Genomic DNA, 19,432 nt, shown 5'->3' with positions numbered 1-19,432 from the left:
CGCGATGCCTCAGTCGAGTTGCGCGCCGGACTGCGCGACCACGCCCTTCCACTTGGCCGTCTCCGTGGCGATGAAGCGGGCCAGTTGCTGCGGCGAGGTATCGGGCGCGGGCTCCAGGCCCTGCGTGTCGAAGGACTGCTTGACCTTGGGCGAGGCCAGCACCTCCGCGAACTGCCGGTTGAGCAGCGCGATGCGATCGGTCGGCGTGCCGGCCGGCGCCACGATGCCGAAGAACACGCTGACGTCGTAGCCCTTGTAGCCCTGCTCGGCGATGGTCGGCACCTCGGGCAGCGCCCGCGAGCGGCTGGCCGTGGCCACACCCAGCGCGCGCAGCTTGCCGGCCTTGATGTAGGGCAGGGCGGTGAGGATGTCGGTGAAGGTCATGCTCACCTGCCCGCCCAGCAGGTCGTTGAGGGCCGGACCGGTGCCCTTGTAGGGCACATGCAGGATCTCGGTGCCCGCCATGCTGTTGAACAGCACGCCCGCCAGGTGCGACGAGGCGCCGTTGCCCGACGAGGCATAGCTCAGCTTGTTGGGGTTGGCCTTGGCATAGGCGACCAGCTCCTTCACGTCCTTGGCGGGCAGTGCGGGGTTGACCACCAGGATGTTGGGCAGGTGCCCCACTTGGATGACGGGCGCGAAGCTCTTGGTGGGGTCGTAGCCGATTTTCCGGTACAGGCTCACGTTGATGGCCAGCGGGCCCGAGGTGCCGAACATCAGCGTGTGACCGTCGGCCTCGGCCCGCGCCACGTACTCGGCGCCGATGTTGCCGCCGGCGCCGGCGCGGTTCTCGACCACCATGGGCTGGCCCAGGCGGGTGCTCATCTCGGCAGCCAGCGTGCGGGCCATGGCGTCGGTCGGGCCGCCGGGCGGGAACGGCACCACCAACATCACGGGCTTGGACGGGAAGGGCGCCTGTGCGAAGGCCGCGGGCATGAGCGCGGCGGCGGTGGCGGCCAGGGCGAACTGGCGGCGGCGAAGAAGGGCTTGATGGGGCATGCGTGTCTCCGTTTTGTTGTCGGTCATCGGGGTCGGGAAAGAGGTTCGGTGCAGCCCGCGTCAGGCGGGCGTCTGCACGGCGGGCGCAGGCGCCGCGGCCGGCATCGCCTGCCAGCCCGCGGGCAGCGCATCGGGTGTCAGCGGGTCGCGCGGCAGCACGCGGTGCAGCAGCGCCAGCTGCGCCCAGCGCAGCCGGTCTGCCGAGCCGGTGCGCACCGACTCCCAGGCCATGGCGGTGGCACTGGTGCAGTGGTAGAGGGCCGAGGCCGCCTGCCGTGCCAGCACGTCGCCACCGTCCTGCGTGGCGGTCTCGGCGAGCGCGCAGGCCCGGTCCATGGCATGGCGCAGCGCCTGCACGAAGGCGGGCGCCAGCGCGTGCCCGGCCTCGGCCAGCAATCCGGCGACATGGGCGCGCAGCACCGGCAGCGAGCCTTCGCGGCGGATGGCGCGCAGCACGTCCAGCGCCACGATGTTGCTGGTGCCTTCCCAGATCGAGCCCAGGTGCGCGTCGCGCACCAGGCGCGGATCGCTCCATTCCTCGATGTAGCCGCAGCCGCCGCGCACCTCCATGGCGTCGCCGGTCACCTTCCGTGCATCGCGGCAGGCGCGGAACTTGATGAGCGGCGTGAGGATGCGCAGCAGCGCATAGGCCTGCGCATCGCCGCCGTCGGAGCGCTCCAGCGTGCGCGCCGTCTGGAAGACCATCGTGCGGGCCTGCTCGGCCGGCACGCGCAGCTTGTCGAGCTGGCGCTGCATCAGCGGCATCTGCGCCAGCGTGCGGCCGAAGGCGCGGCGCTCGCGGGCGATGAACTCGGCCTCGGCCACCGCGCGGCGCATCAGGCCGGCGGCGCGCACGCCGTTGGACAGGCGCGAGTTGTTGACCATGTCGGCCATCTGCACGAAGCCGCGGCCGGCCTCGCCCACCAGGTGCGCGACGGCGCCGTCGAGCCGGATCTCGCCGCTGGCCATGGAGCGCGTGCCCAGCTTGTTCTTGAGCCGCACGATGCGGTAGTGGTTGAGCGCGCCGTCCGGCAGCCGCCGCGGCAGCAGAAAGAGCGAGACGCCCTTCATGCCCGCGGGCGCGCCGTCGGCGCGGGCCAGCACCATGGCGAAGTCGGCGTCGGGGTTGGAGCAGAACCACTTGTCGCCCGACAAGCGCCATTGGCCGGCCTCGTCCTGCCAGGCGCGCGTTTCGGTGGCGGCGATGTCGGAGCCGGCGGCCTGTTCGGTCATGAACATGGCGCCCTGGGCCAGTTCGTCGAAGTCCAGCGAGGTGAGCCGCGGCAGGAAGCGCGCCACCAGCTCGGGGCTGCCGAACTTGCGCAGCGTGCGGGTGAGCGAGTCGGTCATCGAGACCGGGCAGCAAAGCCCGAACTCGGCCTGCACGAAGAGGAAGGTCAGCGCGTACTTGACCGCGGGCGGCATCTTGCCGCGCCAGCCCAGCGTCTCCTCACGGTGCGACATGGCGCCCAGGCCGAATTCGGCCAGCGCCAGGCGTTCCATCTCCACATAGGCCGGATGCTTGACGATGCGCTGCTCGTCCTGGCCGGTGCGGCTGCGCAGGCTCAGCGTGGGCGGGTTCTGGTCGGCGGTGGCGGCCAGGGTGTCCAGCGGGCCACCGGCCAGGGCGCCCAGCCGGTGAAGGTGCGGCTGCAGGTGCGCGAGCAAGGGCGCGGGCAGGTACAGCGCCAGCAGGCGCTGCAGCTCGACATCGGCGGTGTAGAGGTTCTGGCCGTGGCGGTCGGGAATGGCGGCGGCGGCCGCGGGTGGGCGGGTGTCGGGCATGGCGCGTGTCTCCTGAGGGGGCCGTCGCGGGGCGACCGCGACCAGCCTTTCCCCACATTGTTCGGAGCCGATCCATGCAGGTCTAATATCGTTTGACACATGTTCCATTCGAAGGAGCTATCGATGGACCTGCGGCAACTGCGCTACTTCGCCGTGCTGGCCGAGGAACTGCACTTCGGCCGCGCTGCGCAGCGGCTGGCCATCTCGCAGCCCCCGCTGTCCGTTGCCATCCGCCAGTTGGAGGCACGCCTGGGCGCGCGCCTCTTCGAGCGCACCAGCAAGGCCGTGCGCCTCACGCCGGCCGGCCTGGCGCTGCAGGCCTCGGCCGCCCGGCTGCTGGCCCAGGCCGCCGAGGCCGCGCAGGAGGTGCGCGACGTGGCCGAGGGCTCGGCGGGCCGGCTGCGGGTGGGCTTCGTCGGCGCCATGCTCTACCGCGGCCTGCCGCAGGCGCTGCGGCGCTTCCAGGCGGCGCATCCGCGCGTGAAGCTCAGCCTGACCGAACTCAACTCGGCCGAGCAGACGGCGCGCCTGCAGCACGACCAGCTGGACCTGGGCTTCATCCACACCAGTCGCATTCCCGACGAGCTGGCGCAGCGGCTCCTGGTGCGCGAGCCCTTCGTCTGCTGCCTGCCCAGCGGCCATGCGCTGGCACGCCGGCGCGAGGTGGCGCTGTCGGCGCTGCGCGAGCAGACGCTGGTGCTCTTCTCGCGCGAAGCCTCGCCCGACTACCACGGGCGCATCCTGGACCTGTGCGTGGCCGCCGGCTTTGTGCCCCAGGTGCGGCACGAGGTGCGCCACTGGCTGGCCGTGCTGGCGCTGGTGGCCGAAGGCCTGGGCGTGGGGCTGGTGCCGGCCGCCATGCAGCGCGCCGGGTTGCGCGGCGTGGTCTTCCGCCCGCTGACCGAGGCCTCAGGCCAGTCCGAGGCCCACGCCATCTGGCGCCGCGGCCCGCCGCATGTGCATGCGCAGCGCCTGCTGGCGCTGATGGAGGACGGAGCGCCGGGTTGAAGGGTTGCTGGACCGCCGAGACGATCAGCGCGACGCGGGTGTGGCCAGCTGCTGGCGGAAGAAGGCCACGACCGCCGCGTTGAAGCGCTGGTGGAAGGCCGCGCGGTCGAAGCCGGGGCCGTCCTTGCAGATCTCGGGCGCCATGCGCGTGAACGCGGCCGAGCATGGCGCCAGAAAGGCAAAGTGCGCCGCGCCCTCGGCCACCTGCCATTGCGGCGGCGTGGGCAGGCCGTCGCGCACGGCGGTCACGCTCTCGGGCGTCACACCGTCGCCGCCGAATTGCGAGGCCCACAGCTGCACCGGCACGCGCACGTTCTTCAGCCCCGCGGCAGCGAACACGCTCAGCGGATCGACCACCACGGCGGCCCGGATGCGGGCGTCCGGCAAGGGCGGCGGCGGCACGTCGCCGCGGGCCGCCTCCTGGCACAGCGGCACCGTCGATCCGGCCGGGCACAGGTCGCGCCGCAGCGTCCAGTCCGGCTGTGCGCCGATGAGCGCCAGGGCGGTGTAGCCGCCGCGCGAGAAGCCGAAGATGCCGATGCGCTGCGGGTCCAGCGCCGCATGCCCGGGCCAGCGCCCGACCATGTGGTCGACGAGCCGCCGCATGTCCACGGGACGCGTGGCAAAGATGGACAGCCGCGCCTGCCGGCTCAGGTCGCGGAAGTTGTCGCCCGGGTGCGCGATGGCGGCCACGACGAAGCCCGCATCGGCCAGTGCGGCAGCCGTGTCGTGGTGGCCCATGGCTGAGCCGCCCGTGCCGTGCGACACCACGACCAGCGGCAGCCGGTCGCCGGCCACCGGGCAGTCGCGCACGCCTTTCACCACGAGCGGGTCGAGCACGATGTCCGCCGCGGGTGTGGCGCACGGCGACCAGACCGTGCCCTGCAAGGCGGGTCCGTCGGCATCGGCAGGCACATTGATGAACGCGAGGCCGGCCGCTTGGCTGCCGGCGCCGGCCAGGGCAAAGAGGAGGGCGAATAGCGCGGGGCGAAGGGGCTTCATCGGTCGTCGGCGGGGCGGATTGGAATGAGCAGGTCGGTGCGCAGTTGGGCCGGAAGGGCGTTGCGCGGCGAATTCAGGTAATGCTCGAGCGCGGGCCGGTCGTCCGGCTCGTAGCCGCTGGCGGGCAGCCAGCGGGCATACAGGGCGTCGAAGGCGGCGCTGATGCGGGTGTAGGGCCCCGCCAGTCGGTGGCGCGCGTAGAGGCCGGCGGGAATGGTGAGTGCTTGCAGTTCGGCGTGGCAGGACGTGCCGTGCATTCCCGGTGCTGCGGCAGCGTGGTAGATCAGCCCCGCCTGCGGACCAGCCGGGTCGTCGCAAACCATGCCCAGCCAGACGGTGTCGGCGGCCTCGCCCAGCAGCAGGTGCAGCCGCCGCTGGGTGTGCGGAATCATGGCGATGGGCCCTTGGTGGCGCAACGCCAGGACCTGCTGGGCCGGCCACTCGACGATCTGGACGATGCCCGATGGCGCGGGGGCATCCTTCGCTTCTGCCGGACCGTCGGACGGTGCCGCCGCTGTGTTTGCGCCGCGCGCCAGGCGCTGCATCGCCTGCTGGAAGGCGCTGGGCGGCTGGCCGGTGAACTGGCTGAAGGCGCGGGAAAAAGCCTGCGGGCTGTCGTAGCCCGTGGCGAGCGCGATGTCGGTGACGCTCTGAGTGCCTTCCTGCAGCAGGCGGGCCGCCTGCGCCAGCCGCAGCCGCCGCACGGTCGCGGCCACGCTCTCGCCGGTGACGCTGGCATAGATGCGGTGGAAGTGCCAGGGCGAGAAGTGCGCCATGGCCGCCAGTTCGTCCAGGCGATGCTCTGCCATCGGATGCGCCACGATGTGGGCCACCACCCGTGCGACCCGCTCCCTGTATCGCGTCTCTGCGCGGCTGGTTGTCATGCCAGCCAGTGTGCCGGCCCGGCGACGGCGCTGCTTAGCCGGGTTTGCGCAAATGCGGGCTTTGGCGGCGCATGCCGGGCGAAAAAAAGACGCCACCCGAAGGTGGCGTCTTTCATCGCAAGGCGAGTGCGTCGATCAGGCGATCGACAGCTCGACCTCGACGTTGCCGCGGGTGGCGTTGGAGTACGGGCACACCTCGTGGGCGGCATCGACCAGCTTCTTCTTCTGCTCGGCGTCCAGGCCCGGCAGGGTGATGGCCAGCTTGGCCGCGATGCCGTAGGCGGCGCCGCCCTTGATCGGGCCCAGGGAGACGCTGGCGTCGATGCTCACGTCATCGGGCACCTTCACGCCGACCTTGGGGCCGACGGCCTTCAAGGCGCCGATGAAGCAGGCGGAATAGCCGGCGGCGAACAGCTGCTCGGGGTTGGTGCCCGGCTTGCCGGAGCCGGGGGAGCTCAGCGTCACGTCCAGGGCGCCGTCGCTGGTCTTGCTGGCACCGTCGCGGCCACCGGTGGTGTGGGCTTGGGCGGTGTAGAGCACTTTTTCGAGCTTGTGGGTCATGGTCTTTCTCCTGGGTTGGGTGGGAAAACGAAAGGGAGGCAAGGAACGATCAGGCGGCGGACACGCGGTCGCGCAGCGCCTGCAATTGCCGGGTGAGCTGCGAGAGCTCCTCCAGCGAACACTGACTGGCAGCCAGCAGGCACTGCGGCACCTGCACGGCCCGGGCCCGCAGCGCCCGGCCCTCGGCCGTCAGGCGGATCAGCACGCGCCGCTCGTCGGCCACGTCGCGCATGCGGCTGAGGTAGCCGGTCGCTTCGAGGCGCTTGAGCAAGGGGGTGAGCGTGCCGGAGTCCAGTGACAGCCGGGTGCCGAGGTCCGACACGGTGACGCCATCCGCCTCCCACAGTGCCAGCATCACGAGGTACTGCGGGTAGGTCAACGCCAACTCGTCGAGCAGCGGCTTGTACAGCCGCGTCATGGACAGCGACGCCGAATACAGCGCGAAGCACAGCTGGTTGTCCAGGCTGAGCAGTTCGGCGGTGGTGGGCGTCTTGGGCATGGATCGGATTGTGCGCGCAATTAAATTGCACGCAAAACAATTGCGCGCAAGACCATGCCGCGGACAGGGGAGTCGTCCCTGTCCCTGGCGCGCCCTCAGCGGCCGGTGAAGCGCGCCGGCCGCCTTTCGACGAAGGCGCGCACGCCCTCGGCGGCGTCCTCCGTCGTCTGCAGGCGTTGCTGCACCGGGCCGAAGTCGGCCACGGCCGCGGCCTGGCCCAGTTCGATGGCCTTGAGCACGTTCAGGCGCGTGGCGACCACCGCCTGCGGCGCCTGCGCGGCGATGCGGCGAGCGATGCCGACAGCGGCGTCCAGCACCTCGGCCGCCGGCACCACCTTCTGTACGAAATTGCAGCGGTAGGCCTCGGCCGCATCGAACTCGTCGGCGGTGAGCAGGTGCAGCAGCGCATTGCCCACGCCTGCGCGCTCGGGCATGCGCAGCGTGGCGCCGCCGGTGGGCAGGATGCAGCGCTGCACCTCCATCTGCGAGAAGCGGCAGTCGTCGGCCGCCACGGTGATGTCGGCGCCCAGCATCAGTTCGATGCCCACCGTGTAGCAGATGCCCTTGACGGCCGCGACCATGGGCTTGGTGCGGCGGCGGTAGCCGGGCAGGCCGAAGTCGTGCGGCTCGACCAGGCCCATGGGCGCGAGCTTCTCGCCGCGGCGCAGGTGCTCCACCACCTGCGGCAGGTCCAGCCCGGCGGTGAAGTGGTCGCCGAAGGCATGCAGCACGCCCACGCGCAGTTCGGGCTCGTCGTCGAGCCGGGTGTAGGCCTCGGCCAGCTCTCGGAACATGCGCGGCGTCCAGCCGTTGCGCTTGGCCGGACGGTTGATGCCGATGAGCAGGATGTGCGTGTCGACGACTTCGCAGCTGATGCAGCCTTCGGGCGGGGGGGCGGGGGTCTGGATGTCCATGGTGGGCGCGTTTCGGGGGGGTTGTCTGTCTCCAGCCGCGAAACATAGGGCATCGGCGCGCGCATCGGGGTCGCGCAGACGACGGCCGCTGCCACCACGCGCACCGCCCGTAGCCGCCGAGGTCCACGGCCGCCGCACGCCTGAATCGCTTCCCCTAGACTGGCCGCACGCCATGCCTCTCACCATCGACCCCCGCGACATCGAGTTCACCGCCGTCCGCGCCCAGGGGCCGGGCGGGCAGAACGTCAACAAGGTGTCCAGTGCGGTCCACCTGCGTTTCGACATCCGCCGCTCTTCTCTGCCCGAGGCGGTCAAGGAGCGGCTGCTCCAACGTCAGGACCAGCGCATCAGCAAGGATGGGGTGATCGTCATCAAGGCCCAGTCCTCGCGCAGCCGGGACCAGAACAAGGCCGAGGCCCTGGGCCGGCTGGAAGAGATCGTCGCCGCCGCTGCCATCGAGCGCAGGTCGCGCCGGGCGACCAAGCCGACCTTCGCGTCCACCCAGCGCCGGCTCGCCTCGAAGGCCCTGCGCGCCACGATCAAGTCGGGCCGCGGCAAAGGCGCTTCGCGCCTCGATGCCTCCTGAGCTCGGTTTCGTAGGCGCGCGCGAGAGGCTGGCAGACCGCGCCGCGCGCCGATCGCGCAGCCTCAGTAGCTATACACCCCGCGCCCCGTCTTGCGCCCCAGCTGGCCGGCCGCGACCATCTCCCGCAGCAGCGGGCAGGGCCGGTACTTGGAGTCGCCGAATTCCTCCAGGTAGACCTCCATCACCGCCAGGCACACGTCCAGGCCGATCATGTCGGCCAGGGCCAGCGGGCCGATGGGGTGGTTGCAGCCCAGCTTCATGCCGGCGTCGATGTCCTCGGGCGTGGCCAGACCCTCGGCGAGCACGAAGAAGGCCTCGTTGATCATCGGCACCAGGATGCGGTTGACCACGAAGCCGGGGGCGTTCTTCACGGTGATGGGCTGCTTGCCCAGCTTGAGGGCCAGCGCCTTGACGGCGTCATGGGTGGCGTCGCTGGTCAGGTAGCCGCGGATCAGTTCCACCAGCGCCATCATCGGCACCGGGTTGAAGAAGTGCATGCCGATGAAGCGGTCGGCGCGCGAGGTGTCGGCGGCCAGCTGCGTGATCGAGATGGACGAGGTGTTGGACGCGACGATCACCTCGGGCGCCAGCAGCGCATCGACCTGCTTGAGGATCTTGCGCTTGAGCTCGTGGTTCTCGGTGGCGGCCTCGATCACCAGTTGCGCGGCCTTCAGGTCGTCGTAATTGGTCGAGCCCTGGATCAGCTTGAGCGCGTCGGCCTTCTGCGCCTCGGTCAGCTTCTCCTTCTTGATCAGCCGGTCGAGGCTGCCCGCGACGGTGGCCAGGCCCTTGTCCACGGCGGCCTGGCTGATGTCCACCATCACCACCTTGACGCCCGACACGGCACAGGCCTGCGCGATGCCGTTGCCCATGGTGCCGGCGCCGATGATGCCCACGGTCTGGATGTCCATTGATTCGCTCCTCGAAGATTGGAAATGAAGGGAAGGAAAAGAGGCGGAAGGATCAACGGGCAATGCTAACGGCCCATGGGCGGCCGGGCTGTTGCACAGGCGCAGGCCCACGCGCGGTGCGGCCCGGCAGGGCCGCACCATGCGCGGTCATCGCGCCGGCCGGATGCGGTAGATGCCGTTGTCGCGGTCGGCCGCGTAGTAGATGCTGCCGTCCTCGCCCACGGCCACGCCGGTGGGCACGTAGGGCGGTGGCATGCCCGGCCCGCCCGCCATGCCGATGGGCAGGTTCTCTGCGACGGTGCGCCGGTTGCCGCTCGCCATGTCGATCTCGATGAGGCGCCGCGCGGCCGTCTCGGCCACCACCAGGCTGCCCCAGGGCGTGAAGGCCAGGCCCTCGGGCATGGCCAGGCCCGAGGCCACCGTGACCGGCGCGGCGCCCGGCACCAGCCGCAGTACGCGGCCGGCCGCCTCGCTCACGTACAGCTGGCCGGCGCCATCGCGCGCCAGCTGCAGCGGACCCTGCAGCCCGCTGGCCAGTACCGTGCGCTGCGCGAAGTCGGGGCCGCTGGCACGCGTCACCGTGCCGGCTCCCAGTTCGGTGTAGACCACGCTGCCGTCGTCCAGGGGCAGGGCGTCGTAGGGTGCCTTGAGGCCGTGCAGGGTGTGCAGCGTGCGGCGGTCGGTGCGGTCCACGACCTGCACCGTGCCGGTGAACCACGAGGCCAGCGCGAAGCGGCTGGCCGAGACGCCCACCGCGAAGGGGTACTCCAGCGCCGGGTCGCGCTGCATGCGGAAGACGTCGCGCACCTGGCCGCTGGCCGTGTCGACCTCGCGGAAGCCGAACACGTCGGCCACCCACAGCGTGCGGCCGTCGATGCGCAGGCCGGCCGGCACCGCCACCGGGCTGCCCGTGAGCCTGCGGCGTGTGCCGGTGGCCGGGTCCACGGCGTCGATGGCGTTGTTGGCCATGTTGGAGACGTAGACCGTGCCGTCCGGCGCGATGGCCAGGTTGTCCAGAGAAGGCTCGAGCCGCGCCACGACGGTCTTGCGTCCGTCCGCCAGCGCCACCTTCACCAGCTCGCCGGTGCGCGTGTCCACCACCCACAGGTTGCCCTTGCCGTCCAGGTTGGCCGCGGCCGGGATCTTGAAGCCGTCGGCGATGACGGTGAGCGCGCCGCTGGCCGGATCGATCTTCACCACCTGGCCCTTGAACCACAGCGGGCCGTAGAGCAGGCCGTCCGGCCCCACCTCGAAGCCGTTGAAGCCGCCCAGGTCCTTGCGGATCAGGCGCGGCGGGTTGCGGCCGCTGCGGTCGATCTCCCACAGCGCATCGCCCAGGAAGACCTGCGAGGCATAGAGCTTGCCGCTGCGGCGGTCGAAGTCCAGCGAGTTCAGGCCCGGCAGGTCCTTGGCAAGCACCTGCAGCGGCGCGCCGTCCTGCTCGCGGTAGCGCAGCATGCCCATCAGGTAGTTGGTCCAGGCCAGTTCGCCGCGGGGGCCAACGGCGATGTCGTCGGCCTGGCCTTCGGGCGCATCGATGAAGACGCGCGCCTGGCCGGTGCGGCGGTCGACCTCCCACATCGTGTTGCCGACCACCGAGCCGGCCAGCAGCCGCCCCTTGCCATCCACGGCCAGCCCATGCACGCCGGCAAAGGGCGAGGGCGCCACCAGGGCCTGCGGTGCGGACCAGGCCGCGGGCCGCGTGGGCCCCGAAGCGCAGCCCGCCAGCCCCAGGCCGATGCCCGCGCCGAGAAGGGTGGCGAATGCGAGCGCGCGTGCGCCCCGCCGCATGCGGAAGAAGGTCATGGTGCGTGTCTCCGTCTTGCTGTGTGAATCGGCGCGCAGTCTGTGCATGGGCCCGGGCTGCCCGCAGTCACGCGAGGGACAAGCGTCCGCTCCCCGGGTCAGTCCCGATGTCCGGGTGAGGCCGGCAGCCAGTTGCCGCAAGCGCCACGCGCGGGCCGCTGCCTACCCTCGCATCCACGACCGGGCCTTCAGAGCCCCGGCTTCAAACCTGTTGGAGACATGTCCATGCGCCCTAGGGTAAGTCCCTCGAGCCGCCCGCTTCCAAGCGCCCAGGCACGCCACTACGATGGCGCGCGCTTCCCGTCGAACGGGCTCCCGGGTGAGGCCGCGGCGGGAGCCGCTTCGCACCCTGGCCGAGGCGCCACGGGGCCGCACCTTCTACCAGGAGGAAACACGGGAATGCACACCAGCAGGGCAGCGCGCGCCGCAGGCGAGCGCGTGATGTGGCTGACGGCGCAGCGCGTCTTCTACGCGGGGCTGCTGGGCGCGACGCGCTCGCGCAGCCTGGGTGGCCATGCGGTGTACGTGTCCCCCCGCGGCCTGCCGAATCGCGTGAGCATCGATGGCGGCGCCTGGCAGTCGGGCGAGCTGCTGGTGGTGCCGCCGCACATGCCCCATCGCGTCGAAAGCCCTGAGCCCCAGGTCTTCAACGTGGTGGTCGAGGCCGAGTCGGTCGATGCCGATGCCCTTCCACCGCTGCTGCAGCGCAGCGGGGCGGTGCATGACGAGGCCATGCTCCGCCGCGTGCGGGTGGCCCATGCCCAACTGCTGGCAGCCTGCCAGGGGGAAGCCGCCGCGCCTGCCGATTTCGACCAGCTCTTCTTCGGCCAGGCGCTCGTGCCGCGGCGGCTGGACGCGCGCATCGCCCAGGTGATCGCCCGAATCTGCGCCAATCCGGCCGAAGCCCTGGCCGCCGAGGCCTGCGCGGAGTCGGTCGGGCTGTCCTTCTCGCGCTTCCTGCACCTGTTCCGCGACCAGGTCGGCGTGCCCTTTCGCGTGTTCCGCGCCTGGAAGCGCGCGCGCAGCCTGCTGCGCTATGTGCACCAGGGCACGAGCCTCACCGACATTGCGCTGGAAGCGGGCTATCCCGATTCCACCCACTTCAGCCATTCGATCCGGCAGGTCTACGGCCTCACGCCCAGCGACATCGTCGCGGGCTCGCGCCGCCTGGCCGTGATGGACGCGCACGGGCCGGCCGCGGCCTGAGCGCGCGCCGCCCCCGCCCCATCCCGCGACGAAGGACGCCGCGCGCACATGCAGGTCCTGCAACTCCTGCTCTCGGGCATCGCCCAGGGCTGCATCTATGGGCTGATCGCCCTGGGCTTCGTGCTCATCTACAAGGCCACCGAGACCGTCAGCTTTGCCCAGGGCGACCTGATGATGCTCGGCGCCTTCGCGGCCTTTGCGGCCATGACGCTGCTGGGCCTGCCCTTCTGGCTGGCCGCGGTGCTGGCCGTGGCGGCGCTGGTGGCCTTCGGCGCACTGCTGGAGCTGGTGGTGATCCGGCCCATCCTGGGCCAGCCGCAGTTCTCCATCGTCATGCTGACCATCGGCATCGGCTATGTGGCGCGTGGGCTGATCACCATGGTGCCCGGCATCGGCACCGAGACGCACATGCTGCCCGTGCCCTACAAGGACCAGGTCTGGAACCTGGGCGGCCTGGTGGTCAACGTGGAGCAGGCGGTGGTGATCGCGGCCACGGCCGTGCTGTGCGGGCTGCTGTTTGCCATGTTCCGCTACAGCAAGCTGGGCATCGCGATGCAGGCCAGCTCGCAGAACCAGCTGGCGGCCTACTACATGGGCATCCCGGTCAAGCGGCTCAACGGCCTGGTGTGGGGCCTGGCGGCGGCGGTGGCGACGGTGGCGGGCATCCTGCTCGCACCCATCACCTTCGTGCATGCAAACATGGGCTTCATCGGGCTCAAGGCCTTTCCGGCCGCAGTGGTGGGCGGCTTCGGCAGCCTGCCCGGCGCCATCGTGGGCGGGCTGGTGATCGGCGTCGTGGAGTCGCTGGCCGGCTTCTACCTGCCCGACGGCTTCAAGGACACGGCGCCTTACATCGTGGTGCTGGCCATGCTGATGGTCAAGCCGAATGGTCTGTTCGGCGAGAAGCTGCGCAAGAAGGTCTGAGCCATGCGTTTCATCTTCAAGACCTCCTATGCGCAGGACATCGACCTGGCCAAGCACGGCGGGCACCGCTTCTGGTATTCGCTGCTGGGCGTGGTGCTGCTCGCGGCGCCCTGGCTGCTGGACGAGTACTGGCTGGCGCAACTCAACTTCGTGCTCATCTATTCGGTGGTCGGGCTGGGGCTGATGCTGCTGGCGGGCTTCACCGGGCAGTTCTCCATCGGCCATGCGGCCTTTCTGGGCACGGGCGCCTACACACAGGGCGTGCTGGTCAACCTGGGCGTGCCCTTTCCGCTGGCGATGGTGGCGGCGGCGCTTCTGTCCGCGGCGGTGGGCGTGGTGGTGGCCATGCCGGCGCTGCGGGTCAAGGGCATCTACCTGGGCATCGCCACGCTGGCCTTCGGTTTCATCGTGGAGGAAGTGTTCGCGCGCTGGGAGAGCCTGACCGGCGGCAATGCGGGACTGCACGTCAAGTCGCCCAGGCTCTTCGGGTTCGACTTCAGCAGTGCGGAGGCCTTCTACTTCGTCTGCCTGCTGACCACCGTGTTGTGCACGCTGGGCGTGCTCAACCTGCTGCGCGCGCCCACCGGCCGGGCCTTCGTGGCCATCCGCGATTCGGAGATCTCGGCGCAGAGCATGGGCATCCACCTGGCGCGCTACAAGACGCTGGCCTTCGCCCTGTCGGCGGCGCTCGCGGGGCTGGGCGGGGCGCTCTACGCGCACAAGATCAGCTTCCTCTCGCCCGACCAGTTCAGCATCCTGCAGTCCATCGACCTGCTGCTGCTGGTGGTGATCGGCGGGCTGGGCTCGGTGCACGGCGTGTTCCTGGGCGCCATCTTCCTGATCTCGATGCCGCAGCTCATCGCGCTGAGCAAGGACTGGCTGCCCGAGGCCATCGGCCAGGCGCCGGGCCTGCAGGGGCTGGTGTACGGCCTGGTGCTGATCGCCTTCGTGCTCTTCGAGCCCATGGGCCTGTACGGCCGCTGGCTCAAGGTGCGCGCCTGGCTGCAGCTTTTTCCCTTCTACCGCCGCGGCATGTTCAAGCGGCAGAAGTCCTTCACCAAGTCCGACAGGTTGAAATGAGCGACGTGCTGCTTTCCGCCCAGGACCTCAGCGTGCGCTTCGGCGGCGTGCTGGCGGTCAACCAGGTGAGCTTCGACGTGCGGCGCGGCGAGGTGTTTACGCTGATCGGCCCCAACGGCGCGGGCAAGACGACGGTGTTCAACCTCATCAGTCGCATCTACCAACCCACGACGGGCCGCATCACCTGGCATGGCGGCGCGGCGCCGCTGACGCTGACCGACCAGCCGCCCCATGCCATCGCGGCGTTGGGCATCGCGCGCACCTTCCAGAACATCGAGCTCTTCGAGCATGCGACGGTGCTGCACAACCTGCTGATCGGGCGGCATGTGCACCGGCGCACCGGCTTCTGGTCGGAGCTGTTCTTCACGCCCGCCACGCGCGCCGCCGAGGTGGCCGCGCGCGAGAAGGCCGAGCAGGTGATCGACCTGCTGGACCTGCAGCACCACCGCGACTCGCTGGTGGCCGGCCTGCCCTACGGCGTGCGCAAGGTGGTCGAGCTGGCCCGCGCCCTGTGCACCGAGCCGCAACTGCTGCTGCTGGACGAGCCCTCGTCCGGCCTGAACGTGGAGGAGACCGCGGACATGGCCTTCTGGATCCAGGACATCCAGCACGAGCTGGGCATCTCCGTACTGATGGTGGAGCACGACATGACGCTGGTCTCCAAGGTGTCGGACCGCGTGCTGGCCATGGCCCAGGGCGAGGTGCTGGCACTGGGCAGCGCGCGCGAGGTGCAGGCCGATGCGCGCGTCATCGAGGCCTATCTGGGAACCGCCGAGGACGTGAGCAGCCTGCGGCGGCCGAAGGTGGCGGCATGACGCGGCCTGTCGCATCGCAATCCCGACGCGCCACGCGTCACCCAGGAGTGCGCCCATGAGTACCGGCATCGCCATCGCATCGACCACGTTGCCCCTGCATGCCGGCCTGCCCATGGGTCCGGGCGCCGAGCCGGCCGAGGACGTGCTGCAACTGCTCAACGTCGAAAGCGCCTATGGCCCCATCAAGGCCATCCGCGGCGTCAGCCTCAAGGTACGGCGTGGCGAGATCGCCACCGTGCTGGGCAGCAATGGCGCCGGCAAGACGACCATCCTCAAGACCATCTCCGGCATCATCGATCCGCGCAAGGGCACGGTGCACTTCAAGGGCAACGACATCACGGCGCGCGACCCGGCCTTCATCGTGCAGCAGGGCCTGTCGCATGTGCCGGAGGGCCGCGAGGTGTTCCCGCTGCTGTCGGTGCGCGACAACCTGCTGATGGGCGCCTACACCCGCCGCGACCGTGACGGCGTGGCGCGCGACCTGGAGACGGTGTTCGGTTACTTCCCCATCCTGCGCGAGCGCGCAATGCAGGATGCCGGCCTGCTCTCCGGTGGCCAGCAGCAGATGCTGGCCATCTCGCGCGCGCTCATGGCCGCGCCCGAGCTGATCCTGCTGGACGAGCCCTCGCTGGGCCTGTCGCCCAAGCTCACCAAGGAGATCTTCGAGATCGTGGTGCGCATCAACCGCGAGCGCGGCACCACGCTGCTGGTGGTGGAGCAGAACGCCAACATGGCGCTCAACGCGGCCGACTACGGCTATGTGCTGGAGAACGGCCGTATCGTCATGGAGGACAGCTGCGAGCGCCTGCGCGAGAAGGAGGACATCAAGGAGTTCTACCTCGGCATGCAGGAGACCGGCGCCCGCGGCGAGCGGCGCTGGAAGAAAAAGAAGACCTGGCGCTGACGACGAAAGGCCCGCACCATGCGCACTCCGCCCTTCACACTCGCCCGTGCCGCAGCCGGCTTCCTGCGCGCCGGGCTGGATGCCTCGGCACCGGCTGCCGCGGCGGCTTCCACGCCCGGCCCGGCCCGCGTGCCTGCGGGCCTCTGGGACACGGCCCACATGGCCCCGTGCACCGACATCGTGGTGCCTGGCGAGACGCTGCCCGCCGTGTTCTGGAACGCCACGCGCCTGCGCGGAGACCGCGTGTGGATGCGGCAGAAGGAATTGGGCATCTGGCGCGCCTGGACCTGGCAACAGACCGCCGACGCTGTGCGCGAGATCGCGCACGGCCTCATGGCACTGGACTTCGCGCCCGGCGACTGCGCGTCGATCCTGTCCAACACGGTGATCGAATGGGTGCTGGCCGACCTGGCGGTGCTGAGCTGCGCGGGCGTCTCCAACGGCATCTATCCCACCGACGCGGCCAGCCAGGTGCACTACCTGTGCGAGGACTCGTCGACCACGGTGCTCTTCGTCGAGGACGACGAGCAGCTGGACAAGGCGCTGGGCGTGCGGGCACAGCTGCCCAGGCTGCGCAAGGTCGTGGTCTTCGACATGAAGGGGTTGCGCGACTTTCACGACCCCGACGTGATGTCGCTGCAGGACCTGCGGGCCCTGGGCCGCGAGCACCTGCGGCTGCATCCCCAGGCCATCGATGAGCGCGTGGGCCAGTTGACGCCCGCCGACCTGGCCATCCTGATCTACACCTCGGGCACCACCGGCAAGCCCAAGGGCGCCATGCACAGCCACGGTGGGCTGGTGTATGCCATGCGCGGCTACAACACGCTGATCGCGCAGGACGAGCGCGACGAGCGCATGTGCTTCCTGCCGCTGTGCCATGTGGCCGAGCGCATGGGCGGCGAGTACTTCGCCATGTACACGGGCTCGGTGCTCAATTTCGTCGAGAACCCCGAGACGGTGCCCGAGAACGTGCGCGAGATCGCGCCCACCGTCTTCCTCGCGGTGCCGCGCGTGTGGGAGAAGTTCTACTCCGGCGTGATGATTGCGCTCAAGGAGGCGACGCCGCTGCAGCGCGCCGCCTATGCCTGGGCCATCGGCGTGGGCGAGCGCATCGCCGACCGTGTGCTGGCCGGCCAGCCGGTCGATGGCGCGCTCAAGCTGCAGTTCCGCCTGGCGCGGGTGCTGGCGCTGGACAACGTGCGCAAGCTCATCGGCATCCACCGCGCACGCTTCCTGGTGACGGGCGCAGCGCCCATCTCGCCGGACCTGGTGCGCTGGTATCTGGCGCTGGGCGTGCCCATGCTGGAGGTCTGGGGCATGACCGAGACCGGTGGCGCCTCCACCGGCATGCCGGCCGACCGCATCAAGCCCGGCTCCATCGGTCCTGCCACGGCCTACAACGAAGTGCGCATCGACGAAGGCACGGGCGAGATCCGCGTGCGCGGCCCCAACGTCTTCATGGGCTACCTCAACCAGCCCGAGAAGACGGCCGAAACCATCGATGCCGAGGGCTGGCTGCACACGGGCGATGTGGGCACGGTGGACGCGGACGGGTTTTTCCGCATCACCGACCGCATGAAGGACATCATCATCACCGCGGGCGGCAAGAACATCACGCCCAGCGAGCTGGAGAACGAGCTCAAGTTCAGCCCGTACATCACCGACGCGGTGGTGATCGGCGATGCGAAGCCCTACCTCACGGTGATCATCATGATCGACCAGGAGAACGTCGAGAAATTCGCGCAGGACCACGACGTGCCCTTCAGCAACTACGCCAGCCTGACGCGTGCCCGCGAGGTGCAGGACCTGATTCAGGGCGAGATCGACCGCGTCAACGCGAAGTTCGCGCGCGTCGAGCAGATCAAGAAGTTCTTCCTGCTCGACACCCAGCTCAGCGCCGAGGACGAGGAGCTCACGCCCACCATGAAGCTCAAGCGCAAGCTGGTGCAGGCCAAGTACGCCGCGCAGATCGATGCGATGTATGCGGCGTGATACCGACCGCCCCGACCACCCAAGGAGACAGCCATGAAGACCTTCCGACCCGCCGCGACCTCGGTCGCCCTTCTCGCGCTCGGCCTCCCGCTGGCCCATGCCCAGCAGCAGGGCGTGAGCAAGGACGAGATCCGCATCGGCACGATCCAGGACCTGTCCGGCCCGCTGGCCGGCTTCGGCAAGCAGGCGCGCAACGGCATGCAGTTGCGCGTGGAGGAGATCAACGAGCAGGGCGGCATCAATGGCCGCAAGCTCAAGCTCTATGTCGAGGACTCGGGCTATGACCCCAAGAAGGCCGTGCTGGCGGCGCAGAAGCTGGTCAACCAGGACAAGATCTTCATCATGGCCGGCCACATCGGCACGGCCCAGAACATGGCGGCGATGCCGGTGCAGTTCGACAAGAACATCATCAACTTCTTCCCGATCACGGCGGCGCGCGAGATGTACGAGCCGCTCAACCGGCTCAAGTATTCCTTCGCCGCGACGTACTACGACCAGATCCGCATGGCGCTGCCGAAGATGGTGAAGGAGAAGAACGCCAAGAAGGTCTGCACCATCTACCAGGATGACGAGTTCGGCCTGGAGGTGAACCGCGGTGCCGAAGCCGGCCTGAAGGCCGTGGGCATGGAGCTGGCCGAGAAGACCAGCTTCAAGCGTGGCGCGACCGATTTCAGCAGCCAGGTGGCCAAGATGAAGGCGGCCGGCTGCGAGGTGGTGGTGCTGGGCACGATCATCCGCGAGACCATCGGCACCATCGGCGAGTCGCGCAAGACCGGCTTCAATCCGGTCTTCCTGGGCTCCAGCGCGGCCTACACCGACCTGATCCACAAGCTGGGCGGCAAGGCGATGGACGGCATGTACGCCACCATGACGGTGCAGAACCCGTACACCGACGAGCAGAACGACAAGATCCGTTTCTGGGCCAACAAGTACAAGACCAAGTTCAACGAAGATCCGACGGTGTTCTCGGTCTACGGCTACTCCATCGTGGACGACTTCGCGCAGGTGGCGCAGAAGGCCGGGGCCAATCTCACGACCGATTCGTTCATCAAGATCATGGACGCGAGCACCTTCGAGCCGGACATGTTCGGCTCGCCCAAGATGACGTTCACGGCGACCAAGCGGCTGGGCAACAACGCGTCGCGGCTGTCGCAGATCGTGGATGGCAAGTGGAAGGTCGTGTCGGATTACGTGGCGGAGTGAGGGTTGCGGTTCATGGACCTGGGCTTGAAGCTGACCTGACCTGACCTGACCTGACCTGACCTGCGCGTTGGGTTGGGTTGAGCTGGGTTTGGTCTGGGTGGGCGAGGTCCGGGGCGCGCGCCGGCGCCGGGCCCAGGGCGCGCGGACTCATACGGGGTCGGTCGGCCCTGCGGGCCGACTCCGCTGCGGTGCTCGGATGAACGGGCCGCGGCAGAACTCGCTACGCGCTTCGCGCTGCGTGGAGTGAACCCCTGCGGCTGGACCACCGATAGTTGTAGAGACTGATACGCTGGCTGGGCCTTCACCAGGAGAAGGTTCATGACCGCAAGATCGACATACCGCCAGCATTCGCT

Annotated in this window: 18 protein-coding genes; 9 read left to right on the top strand and 9 right to left on the bottom strand. The window is 69.6% G+C overall.

Going from position 1 to position 19,432, the window contains the following annotated elements; all coding sequences use genetic code 11:
• Nucleotides 1–9: 9 nt before the first annotated feature.
• Together ACT54X_RS26485 and ACT54X_RS26480 are read right to left on the bottom strand one after the other, a co-directional pair.
• Nucleotides 10–999 carry a Bug family tripartite tricarboxylate transporter substrate binding protein gene (locus ACT54X_RS26485; RefSeq protein WP_476349531.1) on the bottom strand — a complete coding sequence of 330 codons (990 nt, stop codon included), beginning with the start codon at nucleotides 997–999 and terminating at the stop codon, nucleotides 10–12.
• A 60-nt stretch (nucleotides 1,000–1,059) separates the two neighbouring features.
• On the bottom strand, nucleotides 1,060–2,784 hold the full coding sequence (locus ACT54X_RS26480) for an acyl-CoA dehydrogenase family protein (RefSeq protein ID WP_476349529.1): 1,725 nt from the start codon (nucleotides 2,782–2,784) through the stop codon (nucleotides 1,060–1,062).
• Nucleotides 2,785–2,907: 123 nt separating this feature from the next.
• Here ACT54X_RS26480 and ACT54X_RS26475 point away from each other — a divergent pair, with 123 nt between their 5' ends.
• Nucleotides 2,908–3,792 (top strand): LysR family transcriptional regulator, encoded by an 885-nt coding sequence (locus ACT54X_RS26475; protein ID WP_476349527.1) that lies wholly within the window; start codon nucleotides 2,908–2,910, stop codon nucleotides 3,790–3,792.
• 24 nt (nucleotides 3,793–3,816) lie between these two features.
• Here the strand turns inward: ACT54X_RS26475 and ACT54X_RS26470 are convergent, their stop codons facing one another.
• The 5 genes from ACT54X_RS26470 to ACT54X_RS26450 form a co-directional block, all read right to left on the bottom strand.
• The gene (locus ACT54X_RS26470; RefSeq protein ID WP_476349525.1) at nucleotides 3,817–4,794 is read right to left on the bottom strand and encodes an alpha/beta hydrolase family protein; all 978 of its coding nucleotides are present in this window, start codon (nucleotides 4,792–4,794) and stop codon (nucleotides 3,817–3,819) included.
• Nucleotides 4,791–5,678, bottom strand: a complete 888-nt coding sequence (locus ACT54X_RS26465; protein ID WP_294377957.1) for an AraC family transcriptional regulator — start codon at nucleotides 5,676–5,678, stop codon at nucleotides 4,791–4,793. The genes ACT54X_RS26470 and ACT54X_RS26465 overlap by 4 nt, the downstream gene beginning before the upstream one ends.
• Before the next feature lie 135 nt (nucleotides 5,679–5,813).
• Nucleotides 5,814–6,239, bottom strand: coding sequence for an organic hydroperoxide resistance protein (locus tag ACT54X_RS26460; protein ID WP_476349523.1), 426 nt, complete (start codon nucleotides 6,237–6,239; stop codon nucleotides 5,814–5,816).
• A gap of 49 nt (nucleotides 6,240–6,288) precedes the next feature.
• On the bottom strand, nucleotides 6,289–6,738 hold the full coding sequence (locus tag ACT54X_RS26455) for a MarR family winged helix-turn-helix transcriptional regulator (RefSeq protein ID WP_017757148.1): 450 nt from the start codon (nucleotides 6,736–6,738) through the stop codon (nucleotides 6,289–6,291).
• Nucleotides 6,739–6,833: 95 nt separating this feature from the next.
• Entirely contained in the window at nucleotides 6,834–7,652 is an 819-nt protein-coding gene (locus ACT54X_RS26450; RefSeq protein ID WP_058640835.1) for a crotonase/enoyl-CoA hydratase family protein, read from the bottom strand.
• Between the two features lie 172 nt (nucleotides 7,653–7,824).
• Here ACT54X_RS26450 and arfB point away from each other — a divergent pair, with 172 nt between their 5' ends.
• Nucleotides 7,825–8,238 (top strand): alternative ribosome rescue aminoacyl-tRNA hydrolase ArfB, encoded by a 414-nt coding sequence (arfB, locus tag ACT54X_RS26445; protein WP_294377972.1) that lies wholly within the window; start codon nucleotides 7,825–7,827, stop codon nucleotides 8,236–8,238.
• A 62-nt stretch (nucleotides 8,239–8,300) separates the two neighbouring features.
• On the opposite strand, the gene ACT54X_RS26440 is transcribed toward arfB, so the two are convergent.
• Both ACT54X_RS26440 and ACT54X_RS26435 read right to left on the bottom strand, forming a co-directional pair.
• A complete protein-coding gene (locus ACT54X_RS26440; protein WP_294377976.1) occupies nucleotides 8,301–9,149 on the bottom strand; it encodes a 3-hydroxybutyryl-CoA dehydrogenase in 849 nt (282 codons plus the stop codon).
• Between the two features lie 147 nt (nucleotides 9,150–9,296).
• Nucleotides 9,297–10,955 carry a Vgb family protein gene (locus ACT54X_RS26435; protein WP_294377978.1) on the bottom strand — a complete coding sequence of 553 codons (1,659 nt, stop codon included), beginning with the start codon at nucleotides 10,953–10,955 and terminating at the stop codon, nucleotides 9,297–9,299.
• 399 nt (nucleotides 10,956–11,354) lie between these two features.
• Here ACT54X_RS26435 and ACT54X_RS26430 point away from each other — a divergent pair, with 399 nt between their 5' ends.
• The 7 genes from ACT54X_RS26430 to ACT54X_RS26400 all read left to right on the top strand — a co-directional run bounded on the left by ACT54X_RS26430 (nucleotide 11,355) and on the right by ACT54X_RS26400 (nucleotide 19,079).
• Complete coding sequence (locus ACT54X_RS26430; protein WP_476349522.1) at nucleotides 11,355–12,161, top strand: AraC family transcriptional regulator; 807 nt, start codon at nucleotides 11,355–11,357, stop codon at nucleotides 12,159–12,161.
• Between the two features lie 48 nt (nucleotides 12,162–12,209).
• Nucleotides 12,210–13,085, top strand: a complete 876-nt coding sequence (locus ACT54X_RS26425; protein ID WP_294377985.1) for a branched-chain amino acid ABC transporter permease — start codon at nucleotides 12,210–12,212, stop codon at nucleotides 13,083–13,085.
• 3 nt (nucleotides 13,086–13,088) lie between these two features.
• Entirely contained in the window at nucleotides 13,089–14,165 is a 1,077-nt protein-coding gene (locus ACT54X_RS26420; RefSeq protein WP_294377988.1) for a branched-chain amino acid ABC transporter permease, read from the top strand.
• Nucleotides 14,162–14,980, top strand: a complete 819-nt coding sequence (locus tag ACT54X_RS26415; protein ID WP_294377991.1) for an ABC transporter ATP-binding protein — start codon at nucleotides 14,162–14,164, stop codon at nucleotides 14,978–14,980. Before ACT54X_RS26420 ends, ACT54X_RS26415 begins: the two co-directional genes overlap by 4 nt.
• Nucleotides 14,981–15,092: 112 nt before the next feature.
• Nucleotides 15,093–15,884, top strand: coding sequence for an ABC transporter ATP-binding protein (locus tag ACT54X_RS26410; protein ID WP_294378003.1), 792 nt, complete (start codon nucleotides 15,093–15,095; stop codon nucleotides 15,882–15,884).
• Nucleotides 15,885–16,043: 159 nt separating this feature from the next.
• A complete protein-coding gene (locus tag ACT54X_RS26405) occupies nucleotides 16,044–17,876 on the top strand; it encodes an AMP-dependent synthetase/ligase (protein ID WP_294378005.1) in 1,833 nt (610 codons plus the stop codon).
• 33 nt (nucleotides 17,877–17,909) lie between these two features.
• Nucleotides 17,910–19,079: an ABC transporter substrate-binding protein gene (locus ACT54X_RS26400; protein WP_294377995.1), complete on the top strand. Its 1,170-nt coding sequence runs from the start codon at nucleotides 17,910–17,912 to the stop codon at nucleotides 19,077–19,079.
• Nucleotides 19,080–19,432: the final 353 nt, after the last annotated feature.

The organism is Pseudacidovorax sp. DMC4, assembly GCF_056314265.1.
The sequence above is the reverse complement of the archived record's forward strand: the minus strand, read 5'-3'. Positions and strand labels throughout refer to the sequence as shown.

Coding starts and splice junctions, on each gene's coding strand:
- ACT54X_RS26485 (WP_476349531.1), bottom strand. CDS start 999: ATGCCCCATCAAGCCCTTCTTCGCCGCCGCCAGTTCGCCCTGGCCGCC.
- ACT54X_RS26480 (WP_476349529.1), bottom strand. CDS start 2,784: ATGCCCGACACCCGCCCACCCGCGGCCGCCGCCGCCATTCCCGACCGC.
- ACT54X_RS26475 (WP_476349527.1), top strand. CDS start 2,908: ATGGACCTGCGGCAACTGCGCTACTTCGCCGTGCTGGCCGAGGAACTG.
- ACT54X_RS26470 (WP_476349525.1), bottom strand. CDS start 4,794: ATGAAGCCCCTTCGCCCCGCGCTATTCGCCCTCCTCTTTGCCCTGGCC.
- ACT54X_RS26465 (WP_294377957.1), bottom strand. CDS start 5,678: ATGACAACCAGCCGCGCAGAGACGCGATACAGGGAGCGGGTCGCACGG.
- ACT54X_RS26460 (WP_476349523.1), bottom strand. CDS start 6,239: ATGACCCACAAGCTCGAAAAAGTGCTCTACACCGCCCAAGCCCACACC.
- ACT54X_RS26455 (WP_017757148.1), bottom strand. CDS start 6,738: ATGCCCAAGACGCCCACCACCGCCGAACTGCTCAGCCTGGACAACCAG.
- ACT54X_RS26450 (WP_058640835.1), bottom strand. CDS start 7,652: ATGGACATCCAGACCCCCGCCCCCCCGCCCGAAGGCTGCATCAGCTGC.
- arfB (WP_294377972.1), top strand. CDS start 7,825: ATGCCTCTCACCATCGACCCCCGCGACATCGAGTTCACCGCCGTCCGC.
- ACT54X_RS26440 (WP_294377976.1), bottom strand. CDS start 9,149: ATGGACATCCAGACCGTGGGCATCATCGGCGCCGGCACCATGGGCAAC.
- ACT54X_RS26435 (WP_294377978.1), bottom strand. CDS start 10,955: ATGACCTTCTTCCGCATGCGGCGGGGCGCACGCGCGCTCGCATTCGCC.
- ACT54X_RS26430 (WP_476349522.1), top strand. CDS start 11,355: ATGCACACCAGCAGGGCAGCGCGCGCCGCAGGCGAGCGCGTGATGTGG.
- ACT54X_RS26425 (WP_294377985.1), top strand. CDS start 12,210: ATGCAGGTCCTGCAACTCCTGCTCTCGGGCATCGCCCAGGGCTGCATC.
- ACT54X_RS26420 (WP_294377988.1), top strand. CDS start 13,089: ATGCGTTTCATCTTCAAGACCTCCTATGCGCAGGACATCGACCTGGCC.
- ACT54X_RS26415 (WP_294377991.1), top strand. CDS start 14,162: ATGAGCGACGTGCTGCTTTCCGCCCAGGACCTCAGCGTGCGCTTCGGC.
- ACT54X_RS26410 (WP_294378003.1), top strand. CDS start 15,093: ATGGGTCCGGGCGCCGAGCCGGCCGAGGACGTGCTGCAACTGCTCAAC.
- ACT54X_RS26405 (WP_294378005.1), top strand. CDS start 16,044: ATGGCCCCGTGCACCGACATCGTGGTGCCTGGCGAGACGCTGCCCGCC.
- ACT54X_RS26400 (WP_294377995.1), top strand. CDS start 17,910: ATGAAGACCTTCCGACCCGCCGCGACCTCGGTCGCCCTTCTCGCGCTC.